We start from the raw sequence: 13634 nt of genomic DNA on the forward strand, positions 1-13634 counted from the left end.
TGAGGCGCCCGGTCCTCAGTTTCCATGATGACACCATCTGGAAACTTCCCATGAAGAAAATCGGCTTTCTCTCGTTCGGGCATTGGTCCGCATCATCCCAGTCGGCAACGCGGTCGGCCAGCGACGTGCTGCTGCAATCGATCGAGCTCGCCGTCGCGGCCGAGGAGCTTGGCGCGGACGGGGCGTATTTCCGCGTCCATCATTTCGCGCAGCAGCTTGCCTCACCTTTCCCGCTGCTGGCGGCAGTCGGCGCAAGGACGAAGCGTATCGAGATCGGCACCGGCGTGATCGACATGCGCTACGAAAACCCCTTCTATATGATCGAGGATGCGAGTTCGGCCGATCTGATCAGCGGCGGGCGGCTGCAGCTGGGGATCAGCCGCGGCTCGCCCGAACAGGTGATCGATGGCTGGCGGCACTTCGGCTTCGCACCGGCCGAGGGCGAGAGCGAAGCGGATATGGGGCGCCGCCATGCGGAAGTGTTCCTCGACCTGCTCAAGGGCGAGGGCTTCGCCCAGCCCAACCCGAATCCGATGTTCCCCAACCCGCCCGGGCTGTTGCGGCTCGAGCCGCATTCGGCGGGGCTTCGCGATCGCATCTGGTGGGGCTCGGCGTCCAACGCCACCGCGCTATGGGCGGCGCAGAGGGGCATGAACCTGCAAAGCTCGACGCTCAAGGCCGACGAGAGCGGCGAGCCGTTCCATGTCCAGCAGGCCAAGCAGATCCGGGCCTATCGCGACGCATGGGCCGAGGCCGGCCATGCGCGCGCACCGCGCGTGTCGGTCTCACGCTCGATCTTCGCGCTGATGAACGATCGCGATCGTGCCTATTTCGGGCGCGGCGACAGCAGCGACCAGATCGGGATCATCGACAAGATGCGCGCCGTGTTCGGCCGATCCTATGCCGCCGAACCCGACCGGCTGATCGAGGAGCTGAGAGCGGATGAAGCGATTGCGGAAGCGGATACGCTGCTGCTCACGGTCCCGAACCAGCTGGGGGTCGATTATAACGCGCATGTGATCGATGCCATATTGACGCACGTGGCACCGGCGCTCGGCTGGCGCTGATTACCACAGACGCGGCGCGGCGCTTGACCTCGCCGCGTTTGACGGTGACGTATCGGCAATGTCAGATTTTGGTTCTCCGCAAATTGGGCCGGCGCTTCAGCACAGCCGCAAAAAGGCCGGCATGACGCTCGACGTGCTGGCGCATGCGTCGGGCGTGTCGCGGTCGATGCTGTCGCAGATCGAGCGTGGCCAGACCAACCCGACGGTCGCAACCGTCTGGGCCCTGGCCCAGGCGCTGAAGATCGACGTGTCGGAACTGATCGGCGGCGCGCGGCCGGAACGGCGCCCCTATATCGAAATGGCGTCGCCCTCCTTCACGCCCGAGATTCGGACCGAGGATGGGAGCTGCGTGCTGCGCATTCTGAGCCCGGCCGACCGGGCGGACAGTCTCGAATGGTATGAGCTCAGATTTGCCGCCGGCGGCAAGCTGACATCGGCGCCGCATGCCCATGGCACGCGCGAGCACCTCACCGTGCTGGATGGCGAGTTGCACGTCACGCTCGACGGCGCCGAGCAGATCGTCGGCACTGGCGCCACCGCGCGTTATCCGGCCGATATCTCACATGAAATCAATAATATAGGACCAGAACCCGCACGCGCGCTGCTCGTCGTAATCGGATAGAATTCTTATATACTGGACTCCGTGTCCGTTATATTGCATTTATGCTGTGTTCAAAGGGGCCCAGCATGGATCAGCCATTTTACGACCGCATCAGCGACTCGCTGCAAGGCATTGAAGCCGATGGGCTGCTGAAATCGGAGCGTGTGCTGGCGGGACCGCAACAGGCCATGGTGTCGGTGCGGGGCCAGCATGTCCTTAATCTCTGCGCCAATAATTATCTCGGGCTGGCGGCCGATCCCCGGGTGGTCGCAGCATCGGTGGAGGCGACCAACCGCTGGGGCGCCGGGCTGGCGTCGGTCCGGTTCATCTGCGGCACACAGGAGATCCACAAGACGCTGGAAGCGACCACCGCCGACTATCTCGGCTTTGAAGATTCGATCCTGTTCGCCGCTGCGTTCGACGCCAATGGCGCAGTGTTCGAGCCGCTGCTCGGGGCGGAAGATGCAATCGTGTCCGACAGCCTCAATCATGCCTCGCTGATCGACGGCATCCGCCTGTCCAAGGCGCGGCGCTATCGTTTCGCCAACAACGACATGGCGGATCTCGAGCGCGTGCTGGTGCAGGCCAGAGCGGAAGGCGCCCGCACCATCCTGATCGTCACCGACGGGGTCTTTTCGATGGACGGGACGATCGCCGATCTCGGCGCGATCGCCGACCTGGCCGAACAGCATGGCGCGCTCACTCTGGTCGATGACTGCCATGCCACCGGGCTGCTTGGCCCGGGCGGGCGAGGCAGCCTTGCCTATCGCGGTGTCGAAGGGCGGATCGACATTCTCACCGGCACGTTCGGCAAGGCGCTGAGCGGGTCGATGGGCGGATTCGTCGCGGCGCGGCGCCCGGTGATCGACCTGTTGCGCCAGCGCGCGCGACCGTATCTTTTCTCCAACGCGCTCGCACCGGGAATTTGCGGCGCAGCGCTCGCGGCGATCGAGATTGCGCGCGGCACCGAGGGCGATGCGCTGCGTGAGCGGCTCGAGCGCAACAAGCAGCGTTTCCGCACCGGGCTTCAGGCGCTCGGCTTCGACTTGCTGCCCGGCGACCATCCGATCGTGCCAGTCATGCTGTACGACGCACCCAAGGCCAAGCGCATGGCGGACGAACTGCTGTCGCTGGGCATTTACGTCACGGCCTTTTCCTTCCCGGTCGTGCCGCACGGCCTGGCGCGCATCCGCACGCAGATGTCGGCCCATTTCACCGACGACCAGATCGATCACGCAATCAATGCCTTTGCCCAGGCGGGCCGCAAGCTGGAGATCATTCAATGAATACCGCCGTCCTCGCTCGCCCCGAAACGACCGTGAAGACGATGAAAGGCCTCGCCAAGCTGGAGGCGAAGGAAGGCGTGTGGGCGACGCGCGCGCCGATCCCGGCGCCCGGCCCCGACGATGTGCTGATCAAGGTCGCGCGGACCGCGATCTGCGGCACCGATGTGCATATCCATGCCTGGGACGACTGGGCGGCGCGCACCGTGCCGGTGCCGATGATCTTCGGCCATGAATTCTCCGGCGAGATCATCGAGATCGGCGCGGCGGTCACGCGCGACCTGCGCATCGGCCAGCGCGTGTCCGGCGAAGGCCATATCATCGACATCAATTGCGCCGCGTCGCGCGCGGGCAAATTCCATCTCGATCCCGGCACGCAGGGGATCGGCGTGAACCGCCAGGGCGCCTTTGCCGAATATCTCTGCCTGCCGGCGTTCAATGTCGTGCCCCTGCCCGACCAGGTCTCGTTCGATGTCGGCGCGATCCTCGATCCGTTCGGCAATGCGGTGCATACCGCGCAGCAATTCGACCTGCTCGGCGAAGATGTGCTGGTCACCGGCGCGGGGCCGATCGGTATCATGGCCGCTGCGGTCGCGCGCCGGGCGGGCGCGCGGTCCGTGGTGCTGACCGACGTCAATGACTATCGGCTGGCACTGGCGACACGGCTGGCAGATGTCCGGCCGGTCAATGTCGGCCGCGAGGATCTGCGCGACGTCATGCATGAGCAGGGCGTGCCGGAAGGGTTCGGCGTCGTGCTGGAAATGTCAGGCGTCGAAAGCGCGATCCGGCAGGCCGTCGCTCATGTGGCGATGGGCGGCAATATCGCCATGCTCGGCCTGCCCAGCCGCGACATGCAGGTCAGCTGGTCGGACATCATCCTGAAGGCCGTCACGGTTCGCGGTGTTTACGGACGCGAGATGTTCGAAACCTGGCGCAAGATGTTCGGCCTGATCGAGGGCGGCCTCGACCTTGAGCCGCTGATCACGCACCGCCTCCCGGTCGATGACTTCGCCGCGGGTTTCGACCTGATGCGCAAGGGCCTTTCGGGGAAGGTCGTGCTCGACTGGAGCGATGCGAGCGCCTGATCACGCATGGTCAGTCCGGCTCGATCCCGGCTGTTCCTGGCTGTTCCTGGCTGTTAATTCAGTGAATTGTTTTTTCTGGTTGTCAAACCGGCTTTGATCGTCCGATTTTCGGCTTGTTCTTAATAGCTTGCCCCATGCTGGCTGTTATTGGGAACAGCCAGTTAACAGCCAGCATAACAGCCACCGAACAGCCAGGTATCAGCCAGCGAACAGCGAACGACATTGGCTGTTCCGGCCGGAACAGCCAGCGCAGACTCGTCCAATAATATCCAGTCATGAGAAAGAGCGTGCCGGGGGCCTGAACAGCCACCCGTCGGGGATCGCATTGCCATGACCTGCGCCGGGATTGAATCGGGAGCATGATCGACGGATCATCAAAACCGGTCGGCCATGGTTGCCGCAAGCCTCATGATCCCCGCTCGCCGCTGGACCCGTCGCACAAGTGAAGTGATCCGGCAGCCATCGACCGCGCTCAATATTCGCCCAAGAAAGATCCAAAATAGATCCATCGCAGCAATACACGATGAGTCCAGATCGCCGTCATGATCATTTGTTTGCTACATGGCACAAATCAGATCCGACAAAACTCGGTCAAATAGTACGTAAATGCGGCATTATGCATCTATCCCACGGCAATCCTTGGTGTGCTTTAAGACTATAGACCCAGCACGATGGAGATCATGTCGCTGCAAAAAGAATCACTTGATATTCCATTCGCACGGTGACTAAACATAATCAAAGCATAGCAGGGTCGATTACTCGTCTGTGACGTGAGTCGCATCTCCAGCGGACTTCGTTCCGTTGGGTGTGATCGCGATCCCTTGTGGTCGACCACGCCATTTGCGCGAGCTCTTACTGGCGCCCGATTGTCGGGCAGATCGCACAGGAGCAAGGCTATGCCGGCACGACTGACCTATCCCGGTGTCTATGTTGAGGAACAATCCTCAGGCGTCAGAACGATTACGGGGGTCGCGACATCGACGACGCTGTTTATCGGCCAGTCCCGCAAGGGCGTTCTGGAACAGCCGACGCCGATCCGCGGGCTCAACCAGTTCGAACAGATATTCGGCACCGACACCGGCTATGGCGAGCTGGTCAGCCAGGTGCGACAATTCTTCCTGAACGGCGGCGGCGAGGCGATCGTCGCCCGCGTCGCCGGGCCGGGCGTGCAGCAGGCCAGCGTGACGTTGCGCAACGCGAACGCCGCACCGGTGCTGCAGCTGACCGCCAAGAGCGCGGGCACGCTGGGCGCCGAGCTGCGCGCGGCGATCGACTATGACACGGTCACCCCCGAGCTCACGTTCAACATCGAGCTCTTCCGGCGGTCTGTCGACACCAACGGCAAGGTGATCATTTCCGACAATGAATTCTTCGGCGATCTCACCATGGACCCGAAGAGCCCGCGTTATGCGGTCGATTTCCTCAAGAAGAATTCCGAACTGGTCGATGCCAAGCTGCCCGGTGGCGCCCTGGCCGCGACCGGCAACGGCTTCTCGCAAAGCGCCATCATCCTTTCCACGACCGACGCGACTGCTGTCGCGACGCTCAACACGGCGCTCACGACCGGCACGGCACTCGTCGTCGCGGTCGATGGTGGCGCGGCGGTGACGGTCAATCTGCCCGCGCCGGTGGGTGTGCTGGCAACCTGGCTGACCGATGTCGGCGCGGCGATCGGCGCGGCGCTGATCGCCAACGGACAACCGGGCGGCGTGACCGCGACGCTCGAGACGTTCGGCGCCGCACGCGCGCTGTGCCTCACCTCGAACGGCAGCAATGGCGGTACATCCGACAGCGTCCTGATCACCGCGGCATCGGCATCCGACGGGAGCCGGGCGCTTGAGCTCGGCAGCGCCAATGGCGGGATCGAGATCGGCCGTTATTCACGCTATCGCCCGCAACCCACCGGCTATGTGACCGCGCTGCACGCGGTGGGCGGGACATTCCCGACATCGTCAAACCTGAGCCGCCTGGTCGCGTTTGCCGAGGCGACAAGGGCCAATCTCACCACCTGGAGGTTCGACGACGGCACCGGCACGGCGGCGTATACCTCGCTTGTCGCGCCGCCTTTCTCCGGCCCCGGTACCACTTTCCTGCTAGGCAGCGCCAGTTCGGCAGGGGTCGGATCGCTGCGCAATGTGGCAACCCATCTCGATACGCTGGTGGCATCACTCGCAAGCCGGATCGAGAAGAACTGGTCCGCGCGTCGCGTCGGGTACAGCATCGTGCTGACGCCCAATTTCGGTACATCGAACACGGGCACGGCGGCAGCGCTGAGCAGCCCGGCGCCAAGCACGTTCGACATGGGCGCGGCCGCAAACATCGCCGCATCCGCCCGGTCAGCCAATGCCCAGGCTTATGCGCTCGGCGGCTCGGGCACCGGCAACTTCCAGGCGCCCGGTGCGCCGGGCAATAATGGCGGCGTGCCGCTGCTCGCCAGCTACGAGCCGATCTTCGACCGCGTCGCGCGCGAGGTCGACATCTTCAACCTGCTCTGCCTGCCGCGCGCCGATGGCCAGACCGATATCATCCGCGGCACGCTGTGGGGCGCGGCCAGCGCCTTTTGCGACCGCGAGCGCGCATTCCTGATCGTCGATCCGCCTGACGACTGGACCAATGTCGACAAGGTCGCGGCGGGCATTCCCGACCTGCGCATCGGCGTGGTGAAGGATCATGCCGCGGTCTATTGGCCAAAGGTCAAGGTCGCGTCGGTGACCCTGCCGATCGACCCATGCGGAACGGTCGCCGGGGTGATGGCGCGCACCGACACACGGCGCGGCGTCTGGAAAGCACCGGCCGGGCTTGAGGCGACCCTGCTCGGCACGCGCGGGCTCGACCAGCTCATTTCGGATCCCGACAACGGCGTCACCAACCCGGTTGCGGTCAACACGCTGCGGACCTTTGCCGGCGGCAGCGTCGTGTGGGGCGCGCGCACCATGGCGGGCTTCGATAATTCGGGCGAGGATGATTATCGCTACGTCCCGGTCCGGCGGCTGGCGCTGTTCCTGGAAGAGAGCCTCTACCGCGGTCTTCAGTTCGCGGTCTTCGAACCGAACGACGAACCGCTCTGGTCAAGCATCCGGCTCGCCGCCGGCGCCTTTATGCAGAACCTGTACCGGCAAGGCGCATTCCAGGGCAGCAAGGCGTCCGAAGCCTATGATGTCCGCTGCGACAGCACGACGACAACGCAGAACGACATCAATCTCGGCCGCGTCAACGTCACCGTCGCCTTCGCGCCGCTTCGCCCGGCGGAATTCGTGGTGCTCACCGTCCGGCAGCTCGCCGGTCAGGTCCAGGTTTGAGGAGGTAGCGAGATGGCCGAGTTTTCCGTCAATACCAACCGTTTCGACCCTTACCGGACCTTCATGTTCCAGGTCATGGTCGATGGCAGCATCGTCGCCGGGGTCAGCAAGGTCGGTGCGCTGACCCGCACGACCGAAGTCGTTACCCATCGGCCCGGCAATACGCTGAGCCACCAGTATGTCAGTCCCGGCCTGACCAAGCACGAACCGATCGTGCTGGAGCGCGGTGTGACCTTCGACCCGGCGTTCCATGAATGGGCCAATGAAGTCTATAATCCCGAGGGCCTTGGCGGCGTCAGCCTGCGGCATTTCCGCAAGGATATCGTCGTCACGCTGATGAACCTGCAGGGCGTCGCGGTGCGATCGTACAAAGTGTTCCGCTGCTGGCCGTCGGCCTATACCGCGCTGCCCGAACTGTCCGCTAACGACAATGCGATCGCGATCCAGTCGCTCACATTGCAGAATGAAGGATGGGAACTCGACGAAGCCATCGTCGAAACCGCCGAGTTCTAGACCGGGTCATGGCGGTGTCCGTGGATCTGGCGTTCGGTGCGCGTGGCGCACACCGGATCATGTTCGCGGCGCTGACCGGCGCCGACGAGCGCGCCGGTGCGGATGCCGGGGCGATGCTCGCGCGGCTGGCACTGGAGGAGGATGGCGCCGTGTCGGGCGACGCGCTGCGCGAGCTCCCGGTCGGCGACCGCGACCGGGCGCTCGCCGCATTATATGGCGCGCTCTACGGTGACGACATCATCGCCGATGCCGTCTGCATTGCCTGTGCGGCACGGTACGAGATCCGTTTCGACCTGGCCGAGCTCGCCGCGAGCCGCCGCCCCGACGGCAGCGCGTCGGGCGAGCCGCCAGCGATTGCGCTGGGCAGGAGCAAGGTCCGGCTACCGCGCTGGAGCGACATCACCGGATCGCCCGCGACGCTGCTCGCACGACTGACGCTATCGGGCCCGGTGCCCGCAGCGGAACCGGCGGCGCGCGCGATCGAGGCTGCCGATCCGTCGCTTGAACTCGATCTCGCCGCGACCTGCCCCGAATGCCGGGCGGCACAGATGGTGCCCTTTTCAATGACGGCATTCATCGAAGCAGCACTGCGGCGCGACCGCGCTTTTCTGGTCCGCGAAGTCCATCTTCTCGCCTCCACCTATCGCTGGAGCCATGCCGAGATCCTGTCGCTCACGCGCGCCGAACGGCAAAGCTATGCGCGGCTGCTGATCGGCGAACGCGAGACTGCCCAGCCGCTGCGACGCGTATCATGAATTATATCCAGCGCCTGTTCGATGCGGCGGCCCCGTCGGCCCCCCGCGCCATGGCGGTACCGGTCGCTGCGGCGGGCGGCGGATCGCCGATCATCACCGCCGACCAGCGGCTCGGCCTGTTTCCCGATCTGGTCGATCCGTTCGCGGTGCCAACCGGTGACGCGCCGGTTCGCGCACCCGACAGCCGCGTTTCCGAGCCGGCCGTGCGGGAGCGGGCCGATGACCGGCCAGGCATTGCCGCGACCGATCGCGGACCAGCCGCGACATCGGGACAGGCCGAGTCCCGGATCGAGCCGGTCGCGCGGGTACCCACTGCGCCGCCGCCGACCAATGGCGACGCCATGCCGCGACCGGTCAGCGCGCTGCAGCGGCTCGCCGAAAGCGCGCCGCTCGACGCCCCGCTGCGTCACGCTGCGCCAACGGTCGAGCCGGAAAGCAGGTTTACCCCCGCAGCCGCGCCGATCGCTGCGCCGGATGGCGACCGGGTCCGTGCCGCGCCCACCGCGCATCCCGGTCTCGATACGCCCCCGGCCCGGTCCGGTGAAGCGGCGCGACCGGCATCTGCTGCGCCACCGCTGGCGACGCCGTTTCGCGTTACGCCCGACCAGTTCCAGCCGCACGGTGTGGAGAAGGCCGCGCCGCTTCGCCTGGTCGCCGATCCGCCTCCCGCATCCGCCCCGCCGGTCGCTGCGGCACCATCCGGGCAGGACCTGCCGCCCGTCCTGCCGCAACCGATCGCACCCGTTGCGCGTGACGCGGAATCGCCGGTCGCACGCTTCCCCGACGCGCTGCCGCCGCCACCGGCACAAGCCCCGGCGCCGGCACCGCCCGAGCGGGTCATCGAACGGATCCGCGAGGTGTCGGTCGCACCGGCCGCACCGGCCCCGCCAATGACGGCGGCGGGCCAGTCAGTGATCGGTTCGCTGACTCAGCGCGCAGCGCAGGGCTGGCAGCCGCGGCAGGAGGGCTTCTAGGTGCCGCTCCTCGATCTCTCGCAGACCACGCTCGCTCTCAAGAAACTGCTTGAGGTCAACATTCCGCTGCTTGAGCCGGGCCTGCTGGGATCGCTCACCATTTCGACGCTGCCGCCCGAACGGACCACCGGCGCTGACCATGTGCTGAGCCTGTATTGCTACCATATCAGCCCCGACCCGGCGAACCGCGTCCGCATGCGCCAGGCCTCCGGCCAGCGCCCGATCGCGACCTCACCGCTGACGCTGATCCTCAATTACATCCTGACCGCACACACCTTTACCGGCAGCGACTATAACGCGCTGACCGAGCAGCGCCTGCTCGGCTATGCGATGAAGACGTTGCACGATTATCCGGTGATCGACGATGCCACGAGGGTCGGCGGCCAGATCATCATGCCCGACGAAATCCGCGGCCTCGACAACCGGTTCTCGGTCACCCAGCTCCATCTGACGGCCGGCGAGGCGCTGAATTACTGGGCGAGCGAGACCCAGACCACCGCCAAGCCGTCCTGTTACTACGAGGTCAATTCGGCCGAAATCCAGGCCGAACCGCCCGACCGGCTGCCCGGCATCGTGCTGCGCCTTGGCGCGCATGTCTTTCCCAAATCCGCGCCGGTGCTGGCGGAGAGCCAGTCGCAGGTACCGTTCACCAATCCCGCATCGGCGGGCGGCGGCGCGGTGTCGCTGACCGCAAGCCCCGCGCGGATCGGCCCGGTCACCGGCGCGCCGCCGCCGGCCAATATCCTGCGGCTGGTCGGCACTGGCCTGGCCGGCGGCGACGAGCGGCGGTTGCTGCTGGCCCATCCATTCTGGGCGCGCAATTTTCCCGGCGGCACGGTGCCGCTCGACATGGCGCTGAACGGTGCGCTGGGCTGGGCTCAGACGATCGACAGCGGCGAGGTCGCGATCACCTGCGGCAATATCCTGCGCGCCGATCCGCCGGACGGCGGCGCGACGGTCAATTTCGAGCTTTATCCCGGCTTTTATGCCGGGAGCTGGGAAACCGCGCGGACCTTCACGCGCGACGGCGCGACCGAGTGGGTGCGCGAACGCTCGAACACCGTCGCGGTGATGGTCTATCCGCGGATCATCGGCTCGACGCGCAACAACATCACCGGCGCGGTCAAGCTCAACCTTGGCGGCGCCTGGCTGCTGACGCGCGGCCGGCCGATTCCGATCGATCCGACGCTCGCGCCGGAACTGGCCATCGACCTGTCGGTCGATGCCCGCGCCTATCGGCTTGTCACCGGTGCGGTGCCGACCGTGCCGGGCACCTTCACCATTGCCGCGCACGACCTGACCTATCTGCCGCATCCCGAACAGGATGTGCCGGGCGACCATTCGATCCGGCTGATCGTCGACGGCGCCGACGCCCAGCCATTCTGGGTGGCGATACCATGACCGCCGCCAAGCCCGGACTCGCGCGAGCCATCGCGCGGGACGAAGAGGGCGAGGCAATCGTCGCGCTCATTTCGGCGCGGCTCGACCGGTTGCGCCCCGATGCCGACCAGGCCGAAACGATGAAAGCGATCGTCGAGGCCGACCGCGTCTATGCCGCGCTGCCCGATGGTGGCGCGCTGGCCCGGATACTGGCGCTGTTCGGCGCCACCGAAGCCGATCGTGCGGTGATGCTGACCTGCATCGCGCCCGAATTCGATCCGCGCCTGCTCAACCGCTATCACGAGTTGATCGGCCGCACCTGGGCAACCGACTGGCTGGTCTCGATCCTGTTCGCGCGGCCGGGGCAGATGCTGCTCAGCGGCACCAGCGCATTGTTGCGCTGGCAGCTCATCGCCAAACATGTCGAAGCGCCGGGCGAACCCCCCGCACTCATCCCCGATCCCGCAGTCCGCGCATGGCTGATGGAAGAGTATGGAATACCGCTGCGGCTGTCGGGCAAGGCGCGGTTCGTCGACGTCCTGCCGCCGCTGTCCAACTGGCCGGTCGCCGAAACCGTCGCCAGGCTGCGCCGCGCGTTCGATCGCGGCCTGCCTGTCCTGATGAGCGTGGCCGGGCTCGAAGGGGCGGGCCGGACAAGCTTTGCCGCTCAGGTCGCCGACAGCTTCGGCCTGCACACGATTGCGATCGATCCCGCGACCGACGGCACGCCCTGGACCAGCGACGACACGGTAGTGATCCAGCGCCTTGCACATGTCGCCAACGCCGCTTTGGTGTGGCGCAAGCCGCCTCCAGCGGGCAGCCTCGCGCCCGGCGATCGCGGCCCGCCGCCATTGCAGGCGATCACGCTCGGGCCGGGTGATACGGCGCCACCGCCCGGCAGGCTCGCGCCGTTCGAGGTGATCCTGCCGGCAATGCCACCGGCCGAACGCGCCAGGATGATCAAGAAGCTGGTGCCGACCGCCGAGGGGTGGACGTCCGAGACGCGATCGCTGCTGGCGTCGCGCGCAGCGCTGACCCCGGGTGCGATCACGCGGCTCGGGCAGGTTGCGCCGGAAAACGATGCCGAGGCGATCGCCGCGACCAATGCCACGCAGTCGGCGGTGATGGGTAGCCTGGCCGAGCGGATGACCGGCGAAGTCGGCTGGGACGACCTGATCCTGCCCGGGCAGCTCGCCAGCGACCTGAAGGACCTGGCCTATGAAGCGCGCACGCGCCATGCGGTCTGGGAAAGCGCTGAGATGGCGCGGCTGTTTCCGCGCGAACGCGGGCTGGTCGCCTTATTCTATGGCGCGCCCGGAACCGGCAAGACCATGGCGGCGCAGGTCGTCGCCGGCGAGATGGGCGTCGATCTGTATCGGATCGACTGCAGCTCGGTCATTTCCAAATATATCGGCGAGACGTCCAAGAATATCGCCGCGATCTTCGCCCGCGCGCGGCAGATCGATGCGCTGCTGTTCTTCGACGAAGCCGAGGCGCTGTTTTCGAAACGCACCGACGTCACCGACAGCAATGATCGCTATGCCAATACCGATACGGCCAATTTACTCCAGTTGATCGAAGGCCAGTTCGAGGGCACCGCGTTGCTCGCCACCAATCGCAAGGCGGACATGGATTCGGCCTTTCTGCGCCGCATCCGCTATACGTTCGAATTCCCGCGCCCGACCGAGCAGGCCCGCACCACATTGTGGCAACGGTCGGTAACGGCACTTGCGCCCGACCGTGCAAAGGCACTCGACAATCTCTGGCCAGTACTCGGTGCCGCGCTCGACTTCACCGGCGCGCAGATCAAGACGACCTTGCTTTCCGCGCATTTCGCCGCCGCCCGGCGCGAGGATGTGCTTGGCCCCGAACAGATCCTGCGTGCCGCCGAGCGCGAGCTGATCAAGGACGGGCGGTCATTGGGCAATCGCGACCGCGAAAGGATCAAAAGCGCATGCCCGACCCGCTAATCTATCAGACCGGCTATTCGCGGGCGGGCCGCCTGCTCAACGGCGCGTTCGTGCAGCTGCTCGAAGACGTGGTCGGCTTCCTGCCCAATGTCGTGACCTTCCAGTATAATCCCGAGACGATCACCCGCTCGCTCGAGCCATGGAATCCGATGGCGGTCGACCAGGCCGATCGCGGCAGCCAGGCGCCGACCGTCCAGCCGTTCGACGTGCCGGAGAAATTCACCGGCTTCCAGCTCGAGTTCGACGCGACCGACGGCATGGCGGTCGGTCATCCGGTGTATAATCAGTTCGGGGTCGAGCCGCAGCTGGCGGCGCTGCGCAAGCTGGTTCAGGCCAGCGAGGGGCTGATCGGCGATCTCACCGCGAGTTTCAAGGATCTCGCGCAGGGCGGCGGCGGCGAGGCGAAGCGGCCGACCGTCGCGCCGACATTGCTCGTGCTGGGCAAGCGCATCATCCTGCCGGTGCGCATCACCTCCTTCTCGGTCGACGAGAAGATGCACTCGCCGACGCTCTATCCGATCATGGCGACGGTCAGCCTCGACATGGAGGTGATGACCCCGGATATGTTCCGCTGCTCGATTTCGCCGACCGGCAAGATCTGTACTGCGGCCTATAAGCTCACCCGGCTTCAGGAAGACGCCGCGGCCGTGCTCAACCTCACCAACATGCCGAGCGCGATCAGCGCGCTCGTGCCGTTCTAGGGGGCC

Annotated in this window: 11 protein-coding genes; all 11 read left to right on the plus strand. The window is 65.8% G+C overall.

The window, feature by feature from the left end:
- The first annotated feature begins 50 nt into the window (after positions 1 to 50).
- Positions 51 to 1067: an LLM class flavin-dependent oxidoreductase gene (locus ACRECS_RS00665; protein WP_431581023.1), complete on the plus strand. Its 1017-nt coding sequence runs from the start codon at positions 51 to 53 to the stop codon at positions 1065 to 1067.
- 58 nt (positions 1068 to 1125) lie between these two features.
- The gene (locus ACRECS_RS00670) at positions 1126 to 1689 is read left to right on the plus strand and encodes a helix-turn-helix domain-containing protein (protein WP_431581024.1); all 564 of its coding nucleotides are present in this window, start codon (positions 1126 to 1128) and stop codon (positions 1687 to 1689) included.
- Between the two features lie 65 nt (positions 1690 to 1754).
- Positions 1755 to 2954: a glycine C-acetyltransferase gene (locus ACRECS_RS00675; RefSeq protein ID WP_431581025.1), complete on the plus strand. Its 1200-nt coding sequence runs from the start codon at positions 1755 to 1757 to the stop codon at positions 2952 to 2954.
- Positions 2951 to 4036 (plus strand): L-threonine 3-dehydrogenase, encoded by a 1086-nt coding sequence (gene tdh / locus ACRECS_RS00680; RefSeq protein ID WP_431581026.1) that lies wholly within the window; start codon positions 2951 to 2953, stop codon positions 4034 to 4036. The genes ACRECS_RS00675 and tdh overlap by 4 nt, the downstream gene beginning before the upstream one ends.
- A gap of 896 nt (positions 4037 to 4932) precedes the next feature.
- Complete coding sequence (locus ACRECS_RS00685) at positions 4933 to 7335, plus strand: phage tail sheath family protein (RefSeq protein ID WP_431581027.1); 2403 nt, start codon at positions 4933 to 4935, stop codon at positions 7333 to 7335.
- A gap of 12 nt (positions 7336 to 7347) precedes the next feature.
- On the plus strand, positions 7348 to 7848 hold the full coding sequence (locus ACRECS_RS00690) for a phage tail protein (RefSeq protein ID WP_431581028.1): 501 nt from the start codon (positions 7348 to 7350) through the stop codon (positions 7846 to 7848).
- 8 nt (positions 7849 to 7856) lie between these two features.
- Complete coding sequence (locus ACRECS_RS00695) at positions 7857 to 8603, plus strand: hypothetical protein (protein WP_431581029.1); 747 nt, start codon at positions 7857 to 7859, stop codon at positions 8601 to 8603.
- Positions 8600 to 9577 carry a hypothetical protein gene (locus tag ACRECS_RS00700; protein WP_431581030.1) on the plus strand — a complete coding sequence of 326 codons (978 nt, stop codon included), beginning with the start codon at positions 8600 to 8602 and terminating at the stop codon, positions 9575 to 9577. The genes ACRECS_RS00695 and ACRECS_RS00700 overlap by 4 nt, the downstream gene beginning before the upstream one ends.
- Entirely contained in the window at positions 9578 to 10978 is a 1401-nt protein-coding gene (locus tag ACRECS_RS00705; protein WP_431581031.1) for a DUF4255 domain-containing protein, read from the plus strand.
- Positions 10975 to 12927, plus strand: coding sequence for an ATP-binding protein (locus ACRECS_RS00710; protein WP_431581032.1), 1953 nt, complete (start codon positions 10975 to 10977; stop codon positions 12925 to 12927). Before ACRECS_RS00705 ends, ACRECS_RS00710 begins: the two co-directional genes overlap by 4 nt.
- Positions 12912 to 13628 carry a hypothetical protein gene (locus ACRECS_RS00715; protein WP_431581033.1) on the plus strand — a complete coding sequence of 239 codons (717 nt, stop codon included), beginning with the start codon at positions 12912 to 12914 and terminating at the stop codon, positions 13626 to 13628. The genes ACRECS_RS00710 and ACRECS_RS00715 overlap by 16 nt, the downstream gene beginning before the upstream one ends.
- Positions 13629 to 13634: the final 6 nt, after the last annotated feature.

It is taken from the genome of Sphingomonas sp., from assembly GCF_050725575.1.
Taxonomy (GTDB): Bacteria; Pseudomonadota; Alphaproteobacteria; order Sphingomonadales; family Sphingomonadaceae; genus Sphingomonas.